The organism is Halocalculus aciditolerans (genome assembly GCF_014647475.1).
Classification (GTDB): Archaea; Halobacteriota; Halobacteria; order Halobacteriales; family Halobacteriaceae; genus Halocalculus; species Halocalculus aciditolerans.
The window spans coordinates 26304-38584 of the sequence record NZ_BMPG01000002.1; the positions used below are offsets into that span (position 1 = coordinate 26304).

Below are 12281 nucleotides of genomic sequence, written 5' to 3' on the forward strand. Positions count from 1 at the left end.
TTCGGCGTTCGACCGAACACTGCCGGTGTGGCGGCCCCGCCCGAGTGCCCGTGATTCGTCGCGACTCCACCCCGCCCGCCCTCGTCGTGAAGTACTACCTCTACGAGGCGACGGCGACCTACGGGTTCTTCTGGCCGGTGTTCACGCTGTTCTTGCTCTCCCGCGACCTCACGTTCGCGCAAATCGGGCTGCTCGGCAGTCTCTCCGCCGCCGCGAGCGTGCTCGGAGAGATTCCGACCGGCTACGTCGCCGACCGCCTCGGCCGACGGGTCGCGCTCGCGCTCGGCTCCGCGCTCCTCTCCGTCTCGCTCGTCGGACACGTCGTCGCACGCGGCTTCCCCGCGTTCGCCGCGCTCTGGGTCCTCTGGGGTGCCGGACGGGCGTTCCGCTCCGGGAGCGCCGACGCGTGGCTCTACGACGCGCTCGAGGACCGACTCGACGCCGCCGACGCGTTCACGCGAATCCGCGGCCGCGGCAGCAGCGTCAACCAGACCGTCAGCGCCGTGTCGATGCTGACGGCCGGCGCTCTCTACGCCGTCGACGACCGCCTCCCGCTCGTCCTCGGAGCCGTCGTCGCCGCCGCCGCGATTCCCGTCGTCTGGACGTTCCCCACGCCCGAAACCCGCGCTGCCGACGCCGAGAGTGCGGCCGGCTTCGCCGAGACACTGCGCGTCGTCCGCGCCACACTCACCGCTCCCGCCCTCCGCCGCGTGGTGCTCTACGCCGCGGTCGTCTTCGCCGCCGTCGGCGCGGTCGACACCTTCATCCAGCCGGTCACGACGACGACGCTCGGCTTCCCCGAGGCCGCCCTCGGTCCGCTCTACGCCGCGTTCAGCGTCGCCTCTGCGGTCGCGGGGTACGCCGCTCCGCGGATCGAACGCGCGCTCTCTCCCCGCCGCGCGCTCGCCGTCCTTCCGGCGTTCGTCGCCGCCGCCCTCGCGCTTCCCGTCGTCGCGCCGCTCGCCGCGCTCCCGGCGTTCGTCGCCGCGAAGGCCGGCCGTGCGGCCGTCGACCCGATCCTCGGCGGCCACCTCAACGACCACGCGAGCGCCGTCGGTCGCGCGACGCTCCTGAGCGCCGCGTCCCTCCTCTACGCGCTCGTCCGCGTCCCCGCGAAACCCGCGGCCGGCGCGCTCGCCGACGCCACGACACCCCTCTGCGCCGTCGCCGCAGTCGGCGCGTGCCTCCTCTTCGCCGCGGGACTCTTCGCTGTCAGCGACGCTTCGACCGGGACCCGTCCGCAGAACGAATCCGCGTAGCTCCGAACCCGCCTACCCCGCGTGCTCTTCGTACTCCTCGGGCGTGTACGTCGAGAGTTCGAGCGCGTGGATGTCCGTCGTCATGTGCTCGCCGAGCGCGTCGTACACCAGCTGGTGTTGCTGGACGAGCGACAGCCCGTCGAACGCCGGCGACACGACGGTCGCGCCGAGGTGGTCGTCGTCGTGCGGGCCGCGCGTCCGGAAGACGTCCGCCTCCGCGTCCTCGATGCCGTCCTCGATGAGCGCCTCGATATCTTCGAGTGAGAGTTCCATACCTCTCGGTCGGGGCTATGGGGAGAAAAACACGGCGACAGCCGACTCAGGTCCAGCGGTCGAGCCCGGTCTGCACGAGCGACTCCTCGATGCGGGCGAACCCGCGTTCGACTTCGCCCGCGTCGACCTCCCACTCGTCGAGGACGTACTCGCGGGCCGCGTCGAGGTCCGGGTCGAGGTCGAGGTCCACGTCGTACTCCTCCGTGACTGGTGGGTCGAGGAAGAGGTCGCGGATGCGGTCCGCGTTCGCCATCTCGCGGCCCTCCGCGTCGAGGACGGCGTGGAGGTCGCCGTGCTCTCGCACCGCCTTCAGCGCCGTCTTCGGCCCGAAGCCGCTGACTCCCTCGTTGAAGTCCGTGCCGCAGAGGATGGCGACGTCGACGAGCTGCTCGCGCGTCAGGCCGTGCTCGTCGAGGGTCGCGGCGAGGTCCATCAGCTCGGGGTCGCCCTTGCTCGTGAGCTGGCGGAGCGTGCGCGGCGCGCCGAAGAGCAAGCAGTCGTAGTCGTCGCTCCCCGCGTAATCCACGTCGTCGTCCTCGGCCGCCATCCACGCACACTGCGCCTCGCCCTCCGCGGCGGCCTCGACCTGCGGCACGTCCAGAGCGTCGAGGAGCTCGCGGCTCGTCTCGTGAATCGTCTCCGTGAGCCGCTGCGTCTGCGAGTCGAGGCGCGCGACCTCGACGCGGTCACCCGCCTCCTTCGCGGCTTCGAGTTGCTCCTCGCGCTTCTCGCGCGCCGCGCGCCGCTCTTCGATCTCGTCCGCTTTCAGCTCCGTGACCGCGCCGTCCCAGACGAATATCGGAACGAGGTCGTGCTCGAAGAACTTCGGGAGGCCCTGCACGATTCCAACGAGGTTCGCGACTTCCTCGCCCTCGCTCGTCGTGTAGACACCGTCGCGCGTCCACTTCACCGTCGTCGTGAGGTACTTGTACAGCCAGTTGTGCGCGTCCACCGCGACGACGCGCCCCTCCAGGTCCTCGAAGGGGACGTCTTCGATGGCGGCGAGCTGCCGGAGATCCGCGTTTCCCATCACTCCCGCTTCGGCGTTCCACCGCCTTAACTCACGCTCACTCCGCTCCGCCCGCAGTTCACGCCGCCCGGTACACGCCTCGCGCCGTCCGACCTACGCCTCACGCGGCCTCGTCGACGTCAACGCGCGCGGGCGGCCCGCGGTCTCGGCGTTCTTCCACGAAGGCTTCTTCCGCGTCGCTGAGGTCGCGGTCGAGGTAGCGGACGAGCCCTTCGCCGTACGACGCCGCGGCGTCCGCCGGCGCGGGGCGTTCGAGGACGAGTTCGGCGATGCCGGTCTCTCGCCCCGTCCACCCGAACCCGGCCTTGTGGAGCGCGTGATAGGCGAACGGGTTGTTCACGGCGATGCGAACGCGCTCTGCCCGTCCGTCGAGCAAGGCGGCGGCCGTGAACGCGCAGAGCCGCGGGCCGACGCCCTCGCCCTTCCGGCCTTCGCGGACGGTGACGTACCGGAGCCACCAGACGTCGCCGTCCGTGCGGTCGGCGTTGAACGCGACGGCGGCGACGACCTCGCCGTCCTCCCGCGCGACCGCCTTCCCCGTGTTCGACATCACGAACTTCCCCGCGTACGCGAACTCCCGCCAGTCCAGTTCGAGCGTCGGCCCCTCGTCGGGGTCGCCGACGACCTCGTACTCCATGCGCCGACGTACGCCCGCCGGGTCCCTTAGGTATACGACTCCGCGGGCGGACTACTCGAACCGTGCACGACGTTCCGCTCTTCGACCGGCTCGCGCCGCTCTACGACCCCGTGATGCCGTCCGCCGACGTCGACGCGGTGCGCGCGGGCTTCGCGAACGCCACGCGCGACGTCGCGCGCGTCCTCGACCTCGCCGGCGGCACCGGCCGCGTCGCCCGCGAACTCGACGAGGAAGCGGTCGTCCTCGACGCCTCCCGGGAGATGCTCCGGCGAGCGCACGCCCGCGGTCTCCCCGCCGTCCTCGGGGACGCTCGCTTCCTCCCGATCCGCGACGGCGCGGTCGACGCCATCGTCGTCGCGGAAGCCCTCCACCACCTCCCCGACCACGACCGCGTCTTCCGCGAATGCGCCCGCGTCCTCCGCCCCGGCGGCGTGCTCGTCGTCCGCGACGTCGACCCGACGGCGCTCCGCGGCCGCCTCTTCGTCGCCGCCGAACGCGCCTTCGGCTTCGACTCCCGGTTCTACGCGCCCGACGACCTCGCCGCCCGCCTCGATAGCGCCGGCTTCGACGCCGCCGTCCCCGAACCCGGCTTCACGTACACCGTCACCGGTCGTCTCGCCGGCGCGGAACCGTGAAAGCGAAAGGCGCTGATGGAAAACCCCGAGGTATGCAGTTCGCTTCCGTCTCCCGAACGGCGCTCCGCCGGTACGCCGTCGGCGACGCCGCCGCCATCCTCCTGTTCGTGATCGTCGGAGAGCTCCAGCACGGCAACCCGGTCGCGCGCGCCGCGGTCGCCGTCCTCCCCTTCGCCGCCGCGTGGGCCCTCGCCGCCTACGGCCTCGGCGTGTACGCGAGCGACACCGAGACGTCACTCCGCGCGAACCTCGGCCGCGTCGCCGCCGCGTGGGCCCTCGCCGACGTCCTCGCCCAAGTCATCCGCGTCGCCGTCGGCGAGGCCGCTCCCGGCGGCGCGCTCGTCCTCTTCGCGGCCGTCACCTACCTCTTCGGGGTCCTCTTCCTCGGTGTCTGGCGCGTCGCCGCGCTCGCCATCGCCGCCTACCGCGACTGACCGACGGCCCCGAACTTCTCAGCATCCTAAACAACCGACTCGACGCCGAACGGCGAAGCGGAACCTCCGTAAAACACCGTATCTGTCCCTCGGAGTTCCCTCAGTGCTTCTCAGGGGGTGGTGTGGCTCCTAGTCGCACGCCGGATTAGCAATCCGTTTCCACTGTATAAGTTATTAGTTGCCACCAGAAATCCCACGTATTGATTTCTCACGACTTCTCCGAGTATTATGGAAAACACTTATCCCTCCGTGTCGCCTACTATCTGATACATTATGACTGAGTATTACGACTACGTTCTCGGCCTCATTCCCCTCGCACTCATCGGCATCTCGGGCACTCTCAGCGTCGGCGGCTTCGGCACCACCACCGCCGTCGTCGCCGGCGCACTCGTCGCCGTCGCCCTCACCGGCCACGCCCTCTTCGTCAACGGCCCCACCGACGCAGTCCCCACCGGCGACGTCACCCCCGACCGCGCCCCAGACGCCCCCGCCGTCGAATTCGCCGACTAACCCCACCGCCTCTCACACTTCTCCCGTTCTCTTCACGCTCTCCCGGCGTCCCCGCCACCGACCGCGTCCCCTTCGTCTCTCCCCGACTTCTCGCTCGCGCCCTCTCGACCCCATACCGAACCGCTGGCTCGCGTGTCGTTCACTGCGTTCGCTCCCGCTCATTCCCGCGGTTCTCACTCGGCCGCTTCGCGGCCTTGTTCCGAACCGCGTTCCTCCTCAACGCTTTTTCCTCTCCCCCACTAACGCTCGACTATGCCTACGTTCCGGTATCTGAGCAGTGCGGACGTCGACGACCTCGCGGAACCCGCGGACTACGTCGACGTCGTCCGCGACGCCTACCGCCAGCGCGGCGAGGGCGCGCCCGCCGAACCCCGAACGCGCCTGCCGAGCGAGGACCCGCCCGGGTTCTTCACGAGCTACGCCGCGCGCCTCCCCGACACCGGCGCGATGGGCGGCTACATGTACAGCGGCGGGTTCAGCTCCCGGGACGCCTTCTTCATGACGCCGCTCTTCGACGCCCACTCCGGCGAACCGCTCGCCCTTCTCGACGGCGCGAGCATGAACCCCTTCAAAACTGGTGCGACCGGTGCCGTCGGCGTCGACGCGCTCGCCCGCGAGGACGCGTCCACCGTCGCCGTCATCGGGAGCGGCGCGCAGGCCCGCGGCCAACTCCGCTGCACCGCGGCAGTCCGCGACCTCGACACCGTCTGGGTCTACTCCCCGACGAAAGAACACCGCGAGGCGTTCGCGGGCGACACGAACGCGGAACTCGACGCCGCCGTCGCCGCCGTCGCGTCCAGCGACGCCGCCGTCGAGGACGCCGACATCGTCATCACCGCGACCAACGCCTCCAGCCCCGTCTTCGACGGCGACGCGCTCGAAGCCGGCGCGCACGTCACCGCGATGGGCCAGTACACGCCCGGGAAGAACGAGCTCGACACGACCACCGTCGAACGCGCGAAGTACGTCGTCGACCTCGAAGCCCGCGCCACACAGGACGCCGGCTCCTGGCTCAACGCCCTCGACGAAGGCGTCGTCGAGGAAGACGACCTCTACGGCGAACTCGGCGACATCGTCGCCGGCGACATCCCCGGCCGCGAGACCGAGGACGAAGTCACCGTCTTCGACTCCGGCGGGACCGGCATCGAGACCGCCGCCGCCGCCCACATGCTCTACGAGCGCGCCGTCGAGAAGGGACGAGGCACCGACCTCGAACTCGCCGCCGCGAGCGACGCCCTCACCGGCGAATAACCGACTGACCCCCTCCGAGCCTTTTTCACCGAAGACGCGGCCATCCCGGGCCGTGACTTGACACTCGCCTCGACGCGTCCGCGATAGTGCGACGACACGCGTCGAGAATCGCTTTGCTTCCGTCGCCAGTTCGCCCTACAGGTACGGCCCGAGTCCGAGCGCGCCGACGAGGCCGTAGCCGGAGAGGAGCGCGCCGACGAGATAGCCGAAGATCGCGCCGCCGTTGAGGAGCGGGAGACCGGCGTGCGCGCGGCCCTTCAGGACCATCCGGAGGAGGACCATGAGCCCCGCCAGCGTCCCGACGATCGCGCCGAGCGCCGGGAGCTCGACGCCGAGCACCGCCGGCGCGTCGAGGAAGAACGCCGCGCTCGCCACCAGAATCGTCGGCATCACCGCGTCGCCGAGCCCGATGAAGAGCGCGTCCCGCTCGAAGCCCTCGTCCGCCTCCTCGCCCTCGCCGTCAGCAGCCGTCGCGTCGCCACCAGCGTCACCGTCACCGTCAGCGTCGGCTTCGGGTTCGCCGTCGTCGGCGGCGGCCTGGTCGTCCGTGCGTTCCGCCATCTCTTCGGCCTCTTCGAGGTAGGAGTAGCCGAGCGTCACGGGGATGACGAGGAGGACGGGGACTCTGAGCCGCATCACGCCCGACGCGAGCGTGAGCATGTGCTTCGTCCGATAGACGCTGATGGCGTCGTATATCGCGAGGAGCGACAGCAGGATGATGGCCGGGAGGATACCGAAGCTGATGCCGAAGAGACCGGCCGCGCCCATCCCCATCAGGACGCCGGCGGCGTCGAGGACGTACCACTCCGGGTGGAAGAGGAGCGCGCCCATCACGACGGCCGCGCCGACCCACGGCGTGACGTTCGCGCCCGCGACCGCGAGCGGCGGGAGGACGACCGAGAAGACGTACGCCGTCACGAGCCCGCTCGTCGCGACGATGAAGTAGCGGAGGATGGACTCGCCGCCGAGCTTGATCGCGGCGAGAATGCCGGCGGTCGCGACGAGAAGCACGCCGACGTAGAGGAGGCTGTTCGTCGGGTCCTGCGGGTTCGGCACGGTCTGGTAGCCCGCGGCCTCGAACGGGCCGACGAGCGCGAGCGCGCCGAGCTGCACCGCGAGAAAGAGCGCGGCGGTGCCGACGACGGCGACGGAGACTCGCTGACGCTGATTCATACTCCCGCGTTCACCCGCCTGCCGTTTGGCCGTTCCGGCTTCGACGAATCCCCGCTAGCGTCGGTAGAGGGACTTCCCGAGGTAGCTCGCGGGACGCTCGCCGGCGTTCGGCGTGACGGCGACGTACGGCCGGTCGACGGGGCCGAAGACGTCGACGACGCGCCCGATCTCGTCGAGCTGGTCGTCGAGGAGGAAGTCGCCGATGTCCGCGTGGTCCTCGCCAGGGGCGCGGACGACGAGGAGGCCTTGGGCGGTGCGAACGCCCTCGCCTGCCTTCTTCATCAGCTGCGGAGCGCGCCGACGTACGCGGCGACGGCCTGGAGGAGGTCGGACTTCCCGGCGTCGTCGGCGTCCTTCACGAGCACGCGGCCGTCGGCGCGCCACGGCGCGCGCGAGTACGTCTTCTCGCGTTCGATGACGGCGTCGTAGCCGACCTGCCGGACGGCTTCGGCGATCTCGTCCACGGTCGGTTCGCCGACGGCGAGTCCGAGCGACACCCGCCGCCCCTCGCTGCGCGTTCGCTCCGCGTCGAGGTACGCGGGCCAGATAACGTTCTCGACCATACCGGGAGGTAGTGGGGTGGGCCGGTAAAACGTGTCGGAGGCCCGGAGGCGGCCGCGGACGGGACGTCGACAGTAGCTGACGCGCCGCGCTCGGAGACCTTTCAACTCTTTACGCGGCCGTTCGTCGTAGCCCGTATGCGCGTCCTCCTCGCCGCGCTCCTCGTCACCGCGACGCTCGCTGGCGCGCCGCTCGGCGCGACGGCGGCGAACGGGAGCGGGAACGAAATCGTCAGAACCGCCACGCTCTCGCTCACGCCCGACCAGCCGGGGAGCGTGCACGCGGAGGTCTCCTACGACCTCCCGGACGGCCTGCGGTCGCTCTCCGTCACGCCCGACTCGACGCTCACCGTCGTCGACGCCGAGGGCTTCCGGAAGGACGGAAACAGCTACGTCTGGGACGGCCGGACGGAGTCGCCGTCGCTCTCCGTCCGCGTGCAGGTGAACCGGACGTACGACGGCCGGCACGCGACCGACACCCGGCAGGGCTACTCGTTCGTCGCGACGCCCGACTGGGCCATCGCGCCCGTGCCGACGATGCGGACGTCGTGGACGTGGGTCGGCTCGGGGCAGGTAACGCTCGACCGCGTCGCCGAAATCGACGGTGAGGGAGCGACGGGCGGTGAAATCGCCTACCTCGGCCCGCACGAGACCTACACGGCGTCCGCCGCGAACCAGGATCTCACGCTGGTCGTGCCCGAAGCGGCGACGCCGGCTGAACGCCCGGAGGCCGTGCTCGCGGCGCTCGCCGACGCCTCGATGCGCCTCCAGGTAGGCGCGCGCGACCCGTCGGTGTTCTTCGTCGCCGCGCCGACGGGCGTCGGCTGGGGGCCGGCGGGTCTGGAGTACGGCGGGAGCGACGTCTGGGTAGAGGCCGACCAGCGCCTCGACACGCCCGGCGACACGTGGGTGCACGAGTACGTCCACACGCGGCAGGCGTACGAGCCGACGGCGGCGACGCAGTGGACGATTGAGGCGACCGCGGTCTACGCGTCGCTCCTCGTCGACCTGGAAGCGGGCCGTATCGGCTTCCCCGCGTTCCACGACACGCTCGCGGAGGGGACGAACGAGCGCTACGCGGGCGCGGTTCTCTCCGAGCCGTCGACGTGGGACAGCGCCCTCGTCCCGTACCGAACGGGCGCGCTCACCGCCGCGAACATCGACTACGGCCTCCGCGTGGGGGACCGCGGGTCGTACGCGGACGTCCTCGGCTACCTGAACGCGTACGACGGGAACGTCACGCAGTCGGTGTTCCTCGACGCGGTGGCGGCGGCGGGCGACCGGTCGGACCGCGTCGCGGCGGAACGCTGGACGGAGACGACGGCGACGCCGGAGATGTGGTCGCTCGCCGAGCACGACCGCGCGTTCGAGACGCTCCCCGCGCGAATCGCGATGTCCTTCCCGGCGACGGCGTTCCGCGTGACGGGGCCGACCCGGAACGTTTCGACCGCGACGCCGCCGACGATGGTCGCCGGGGAGACGTTCACCGCGACCGTGGACGTAGCGAACACCGGCGGCGAACCCGGGAACTACTCCGTCCTGCTCGACGGCCCGAACGAGACGGTCGAGCGCGCCACCGGGACGCTCGGCGCTGGCGAGAACGCGACGGTGACGCTCACGCACACGTTCACGGAAACGGGGACGTTCACGCTCACGGCGGGCTACCGCACCGTCGACGTCACCGTCCTCCCGCCCGCCGACCCCGTCGTCTCGAACGTCTCCGCCGCCGCGACGAACGTCACCGCCGGCGACAACGTCACTGTCGCCGTGACCGTGTCGAACCCGGCGAACCGCCCGGCGAACGGCTCCATTCCGGTCACGCTCGACGGGACGGAAGTCGGTGCCGTCACCGTCGCTCTCCCGCCCGGCGCGTCGACTACAGAGTCCGTGGAGGTGACCGTCCCGACCGCCGGCCGCCACACCGTCAGCGCCGGGGGTCAGTCCGTCACGGTCGAGGCGATGGAGCCGCGGCGGACCGCCATCGGTACGCCCGGGTTCGGCGTCGCGACGGCGCTCAGCGCGCTCCTCGCGCTCGCGCTCTCCCTCGCCGCGGCGGGCCGCCGACGGTAGGGGCGGGCCGAAGCGTTCTTTCGCGTGCCGGCCGTCCACCGCGGTAGCTGATGCGCGCACACGCCACCGCCGCCCTCGCCGTCCTCCTCGTGCTCGCCGGCTGCGCCGGCGTTGGCCCGCTCCCGGACGCCTCGAACGCCGGGGCTCCGACCGCTTCGGGGCCGAGCGCCGGCGGCGACGCCGTGACCGTGCACGTCACGCGCGTCGTCGACGGCGACACCATCGACGTCACGTACGCGAACGGGACGAGCGACACCGTCCGGCTCGTCGGCATCGACACCCCGGAGACGCACGCCGAGAACACGCCGAGCGAGTTCACCGGCGTTCCGGAGACCGACGCCGGCCGCGCCTGCCTCGGCCGCTGGGGCGAGGAGGCGAGCGCGTTCGCCACAGCGCGCCTCGCCGACCGGAACGTCACGCTCACCTTCGACCCGAACACCGACCGCCGCGGCTACTACGGCCGCCTCCTCGCGTACGTCTCCGTCGGGAACACGACCTATAACTACGCCGCCGTCGCCGAGGGGTACGCTCGCGTCTACACGGACAGCGAGTTCTCCCGCGAGGACGCGTACGTGCGCGCCGCCGACGACGCCCGCGCCGCGAACCGCGGGCTCTGGACGTGCCGCACGCCCGCCACCGACGGCGGAACCGACACCGGCAGAACCGACACTGGGGGAACGACGACAAGTGACGCCACCACGACGACCGCGGCGGACGGCGGCAGTGCGAGCGCCGCGCTCGCCGTGCGCGTGCACGCCGACGCCGACGGCCCGGACGGCGAGAACCTGAACGACGAGTACGTCGTCCTCACGAACACCGGCGACAGCGCGCTGGCGATGGGCGGGTGGACGGTCACCGACGCGGCCGACCACACCTACACGCTCCCGGACGAGTTCACGCTCCCCGCCGGGGACGCCGTCACCGTCCACACGGGGCGCGGAACGGACACCGCGAACGACCTGTACTGGGCCGCCGGCAGCCCGCTCTGGAACAACGACGGCGACACCGTCACGGTCCGCGCGGCGAACGGAAGGCGCGTCGCGGAGCACACCTACCCCGGGTAGGCCGCGGTGTTTATGCGTTCGCGCGGCGTAGCCGGCGACGATTCGAATGGAGCGCCGTCGATTTCTCAGCGCCGCGGTCGCCGCGACAGCGACGGCGACCACGGCCGGCTGTCTCGGCGGCTTCGACCCGAGCGCAATCGACTGGCACTACGACTACGACACGGAGCGCCGCGGGGAGAAACTCGTCGTCACCGTCACGGGCGACGTGCGGAACACCGCCGCGACGACGCTCACCTCCCTCGACGTCGTCAGCACGGTCGTTCGCGCCGACAACGCGCCGCTCGCGCAGCAGACGAAGACGCTCTCCCGACTCGCGAGCGGGGAGTCGGCGTCCTTCGAGTTCGAGTTCCCGTTCGTCGGCGACCGCATCGACGCGGTCGACGGGGCAGTCGTCGAAGTCAAGCCGCAGAAGTCCCTCTGACCCGGATTCCCCGCCGGTTATTTATACGATGACCGCGTCATTACCGGTGATGGCAACCGGTACGGTCGCCTTTTTCAATGACGAGAAAGGCTACGGATTCATCGAGACGGACGAGGCGGACGAGGACGTGTTCTTCCACATGGAGGACGTCGGCGGCCCCGACCTCGAAGAAGGGCAGGAAGTCGAGTTCGACATCGAAGAAGCGGACAAGGGACCGCGAGCGAAGAACGTCACGCGCCTGTAGCGCGACGTCGACTCGCTGACGCGGCGCTCGCCGTTCGAGCGCCGCGGCTTCCACGAACGCCGTTCTCTCACCGAAGCTACGCTCCGAGCAGCGACTCGACGGACGCGACGTCTCCCTGTTCGATTCGCGACCGGCGACGGCGTCGTCGCCCGGCCGCTCGTCCAGTACGGTCGGTGGCGGTGCGGTTTCGCCCGTTCAGGCGCGGGGCGTGCGCGCCCCGGTGGCGTCGGCGTCCGCGTCGGCCTCGACGAGCGCGTCCGGGTCGAGGTCGGCTTCAGCTTCGACGAGTTTCTCGAAGGCGTTGTCGTACATCGTTCGCGTCTCGAACGTGACGGGGGAGTCGCCGCGGAGGGTGTACTCGCCGTTCTGGGCGACGACGACTTCGCCGCCCCTGAAGCCGTCGATGGCGTGCGTGCCGGTGAAGTGTGTCGTCTCGACGGTGACGACTTCCGCGCCGATGGTGACCTCGTCGACGTCGTCGTGTGAGAGCGCTTCCCGGGCGAGCGTGACCGCATCACGCCGGTTCCCCGAGCGGTGAACCGAGGCGATGCGCGTTCGAATACTCATCGCCGCGTCGATACGCCACACCCGGTATATAGCGTTGTGTGATAGCCCTCGGGCTGTCCGCCCCCGCTCGGGTTTAACCCGTCCGCTAACGGTCGGGTTGACCAGCGCTTCGCTCGGTCGGGAATCGCGTGGCGGCGGTCGAAAACCGGACGC

16 protein-coding genes are annotated in these 12281 nt (G+C 70.8%); 9 read left to right on the plus strand and 7 right to left on the minus strand.

The window, feature by feature from the left end; genetic code table 11:
- Positions 1 to 50: 50 nt before the first annotated feature.
- Complete coding sequence (locus IEY26_RS06660; protein ID WP_188977196.1) at positions 51 to 1259, plus strand: MFS transporter; 1209 nt, start codon at positions 51 to 53, stop codon at positions 1257 to 1259.
- A 12-nt stretch (positions 1260 to 1271) separates the two neighbouring features.
- Here the strand turns inward: IEY26_RS06660 and IEY26_RS06665 are convergent, their stop codons facing one another.
- The 3 genes from IEY26_RS06665 to IEY26_RS06675 form a co-directional block, all read right to left on the minus strand.
- Positions 1272 to 1532, minus strand: a complete 261-nt coding sequence (locus IEY26_RS06665) for a BolA family protein (protein ID WP_188977198.1) — start codon at positions 1530 to 1532, stop codon at positions 1272 to 1274.
- A 46-nt stretch (positions 1533 to 1578) separates the two neighbouring features.
- Complete coding sequence (gene fen, locus IEY26_RS06670) at positions 1579 to 2562, minus strand: flap endonuclease-1 (RefSeq protein ID WP_188977200.1); 984 nt, start codon at positions 2560 to 2562, stop codon at positions 1579 to 1581.
- Between the two features lie 100 nt (positions 2563 to 2662).
- On the minus strand, positions 2663 to 3199 hold the full coding sequence (locus IEY26_RS06675) for a GNAT family N-acetyltransferase (protein ID WP_188977202.1): 537 nt from the start codon (positions 3197 to 3199) through the stop codon (positions 2663 to 2665).
- 62 nt (positions 3200 to 3261) lie between these two features.
- Between IEY26_RS06675 and IEY26_RS06680 the strand changes: the two genes are divergently transcribed.
- The 4 genes from IEY26_RS06680 to IEY26_RS06695 all read left to right on the plus strand — a co-directional run bounded on the left by IEY26_RS06680 (position 3262) and on the right by IEY26_RS06695 (position 6029).
- Complete coding sequence (locus tag IEY26_RS06680; protein ID WP_229773961.1) at positions 3262 to 3834, plus strand: class I SAM-dependent methyltransferase; 573 nt, start codon at positions 3262 to 3264, stop codon at positions 3832 to 3834.
- Between the two features lie 32 nt (positions 3835 to 3866).
- Entirely contained in the window at positions 3867 to 4268 is a 402-nt protein-coding gene (locus IEY26_RS06685; protein ID WP_188977204.1) for a DUF3054 domain-containing protein, read from the plus strand.
- Positions 4269 to 4541: 273 nt separating this feature from the next.
- Entirely contained in the window at positions 4542 to 4778 is a 237-nt protein-coding gene (locus tag IEY26_RS06690; protein WP_188977206.1) for a hypothetical protein, read from the plus strand.
- Between the two features lie 252 nt (positions 4779 to 5030).
- Entirely contained in the window at positions 5031 to 6029 is a 999-nt protein-coding gene (locus tag IEY26_RS06695) for an ornithine cyclodeaminase family protein (RefSeq protein ID WP_188977208.1), read from the plus strand.
- 135 nt (positions 6030 to 6164) lie between these two features.
- Here IEY26_RS06695 and IEY26_RS06700 read toward each other — a convergent pair whose 3' ends face one another.
- From IEY26_RS06700 to srp19, 3 genes are read right to left on the minus strand one after another with little or no spacing between them, the layout of a single operon-like run.
- Complete coding sequence (locus IEY26_RS06700) at positions 6165 to 7202, minus strand: presenilin family intramembrane aspartyl protease PSH (protein WP_188977210.1); 1038 nt, start codon at positions 7200 to 7202, stop codon at positions 6165 to 6167.
- Positions 7203 to 7256: 54 nt separating this feature from the next.
- Positions 7257 to 7484: an H/ACA ribonucleoprotein complex subunit GAR1 gene (locus IEY26_RS06705; RefSeq protein ID WP_188977212.1), complete on the minus strand. Its 228-nt coding sequence runs from the start codon at positions 7482 to 7484 to the stop codon at positions 7257 to 7259.
- The gene (gene srp19 / locus IEY26_RS06710) at positions 7484 to 7765 is read right to left on the minus strand and encodes a signal recognition particle subunit SRP19 (protein ID WP_188977214.1); all 282 of its coding nucleotides are present in this window, start codon (positions 7763 to 7765) and stop codon (positions 7484 to 7486) included. Before srp19 ends, IEY26_RS06705 begins: the two co-directional genes overlap by 1 nt.
- A gap of 135 nt (positions 7766 to 7900) precedes the next feature.
- Between srp19 and IEY26_RS06715 the strand changes: the two genes are divergently transcribed.
- The 4 genes from IEY26_RS06715 to IEY26_RS06730 are packed head-to-tail and all read left to right on the plus strand — an operon-like array spanning position 7901 to position 11561.
- Positions 7901 to 9832, plus strand: coding sequence for a CARDB domain-containing protein (locus IEY26_RS06715; RefSeq protein WP_188977215.1), 1932 nt, complete (start codon positions 7901 to 7903; stop codon positions 9830 to 9832).
- Between the two features lie 50 nt (positions 9833 to 9882).
- The gene (locus IEY26_RS06720; protein WP_188977216.1) at positions 9883 to 10896 is read left to right on the plus strand and encodes a lamin tail domain-containing protein; all 1014 of its coding nucleotides are present in this window, start codon (positions 9883 to 9885) and stop codon (positions 10894 to 10896) included.
- Positions 10897 to 10942: 46 nt separating this feature from the next.
- Entirely contained in the window at positions 10943 to 11317 is a 375-nt protein-coding gene (locus IEY26_RS06725) for an FxLYD domain-containing protein (RefSeq protein WP_188977218.1), read from the plus strand.
- A gap of 49 nt (positions 11318 to 11366) precedes the next feature.
- Positions 11367 to 11561 carry a cold-shock protein gene (locus IEY26_RS06730; RefSeq protein WP_188977220.1) on the plus strand — a complete coding sequence of 65 codons (195 nt, stop codon included), beginning with the start codon at positions 11367 to 11369 and terminating at the stop codon, positions 11559 to 11561.
- 195 nt (positions 11562 to 11756) lie between these two features.
- On the opposite strand, the gene IEY26_RS06735 is transcribed toward IEY26_RS06730, so the two are convergent.
- Entirely contained in the window at positions 11757 to 12128 is a 372-nt protein-coding gene (locus IEY26_RS06735) for a hypothetical protein (protein ID WP_188977222.1), read from the minus strand.
- Positions 12129 to 12281 lie beyond the last annotated feature (153 nt).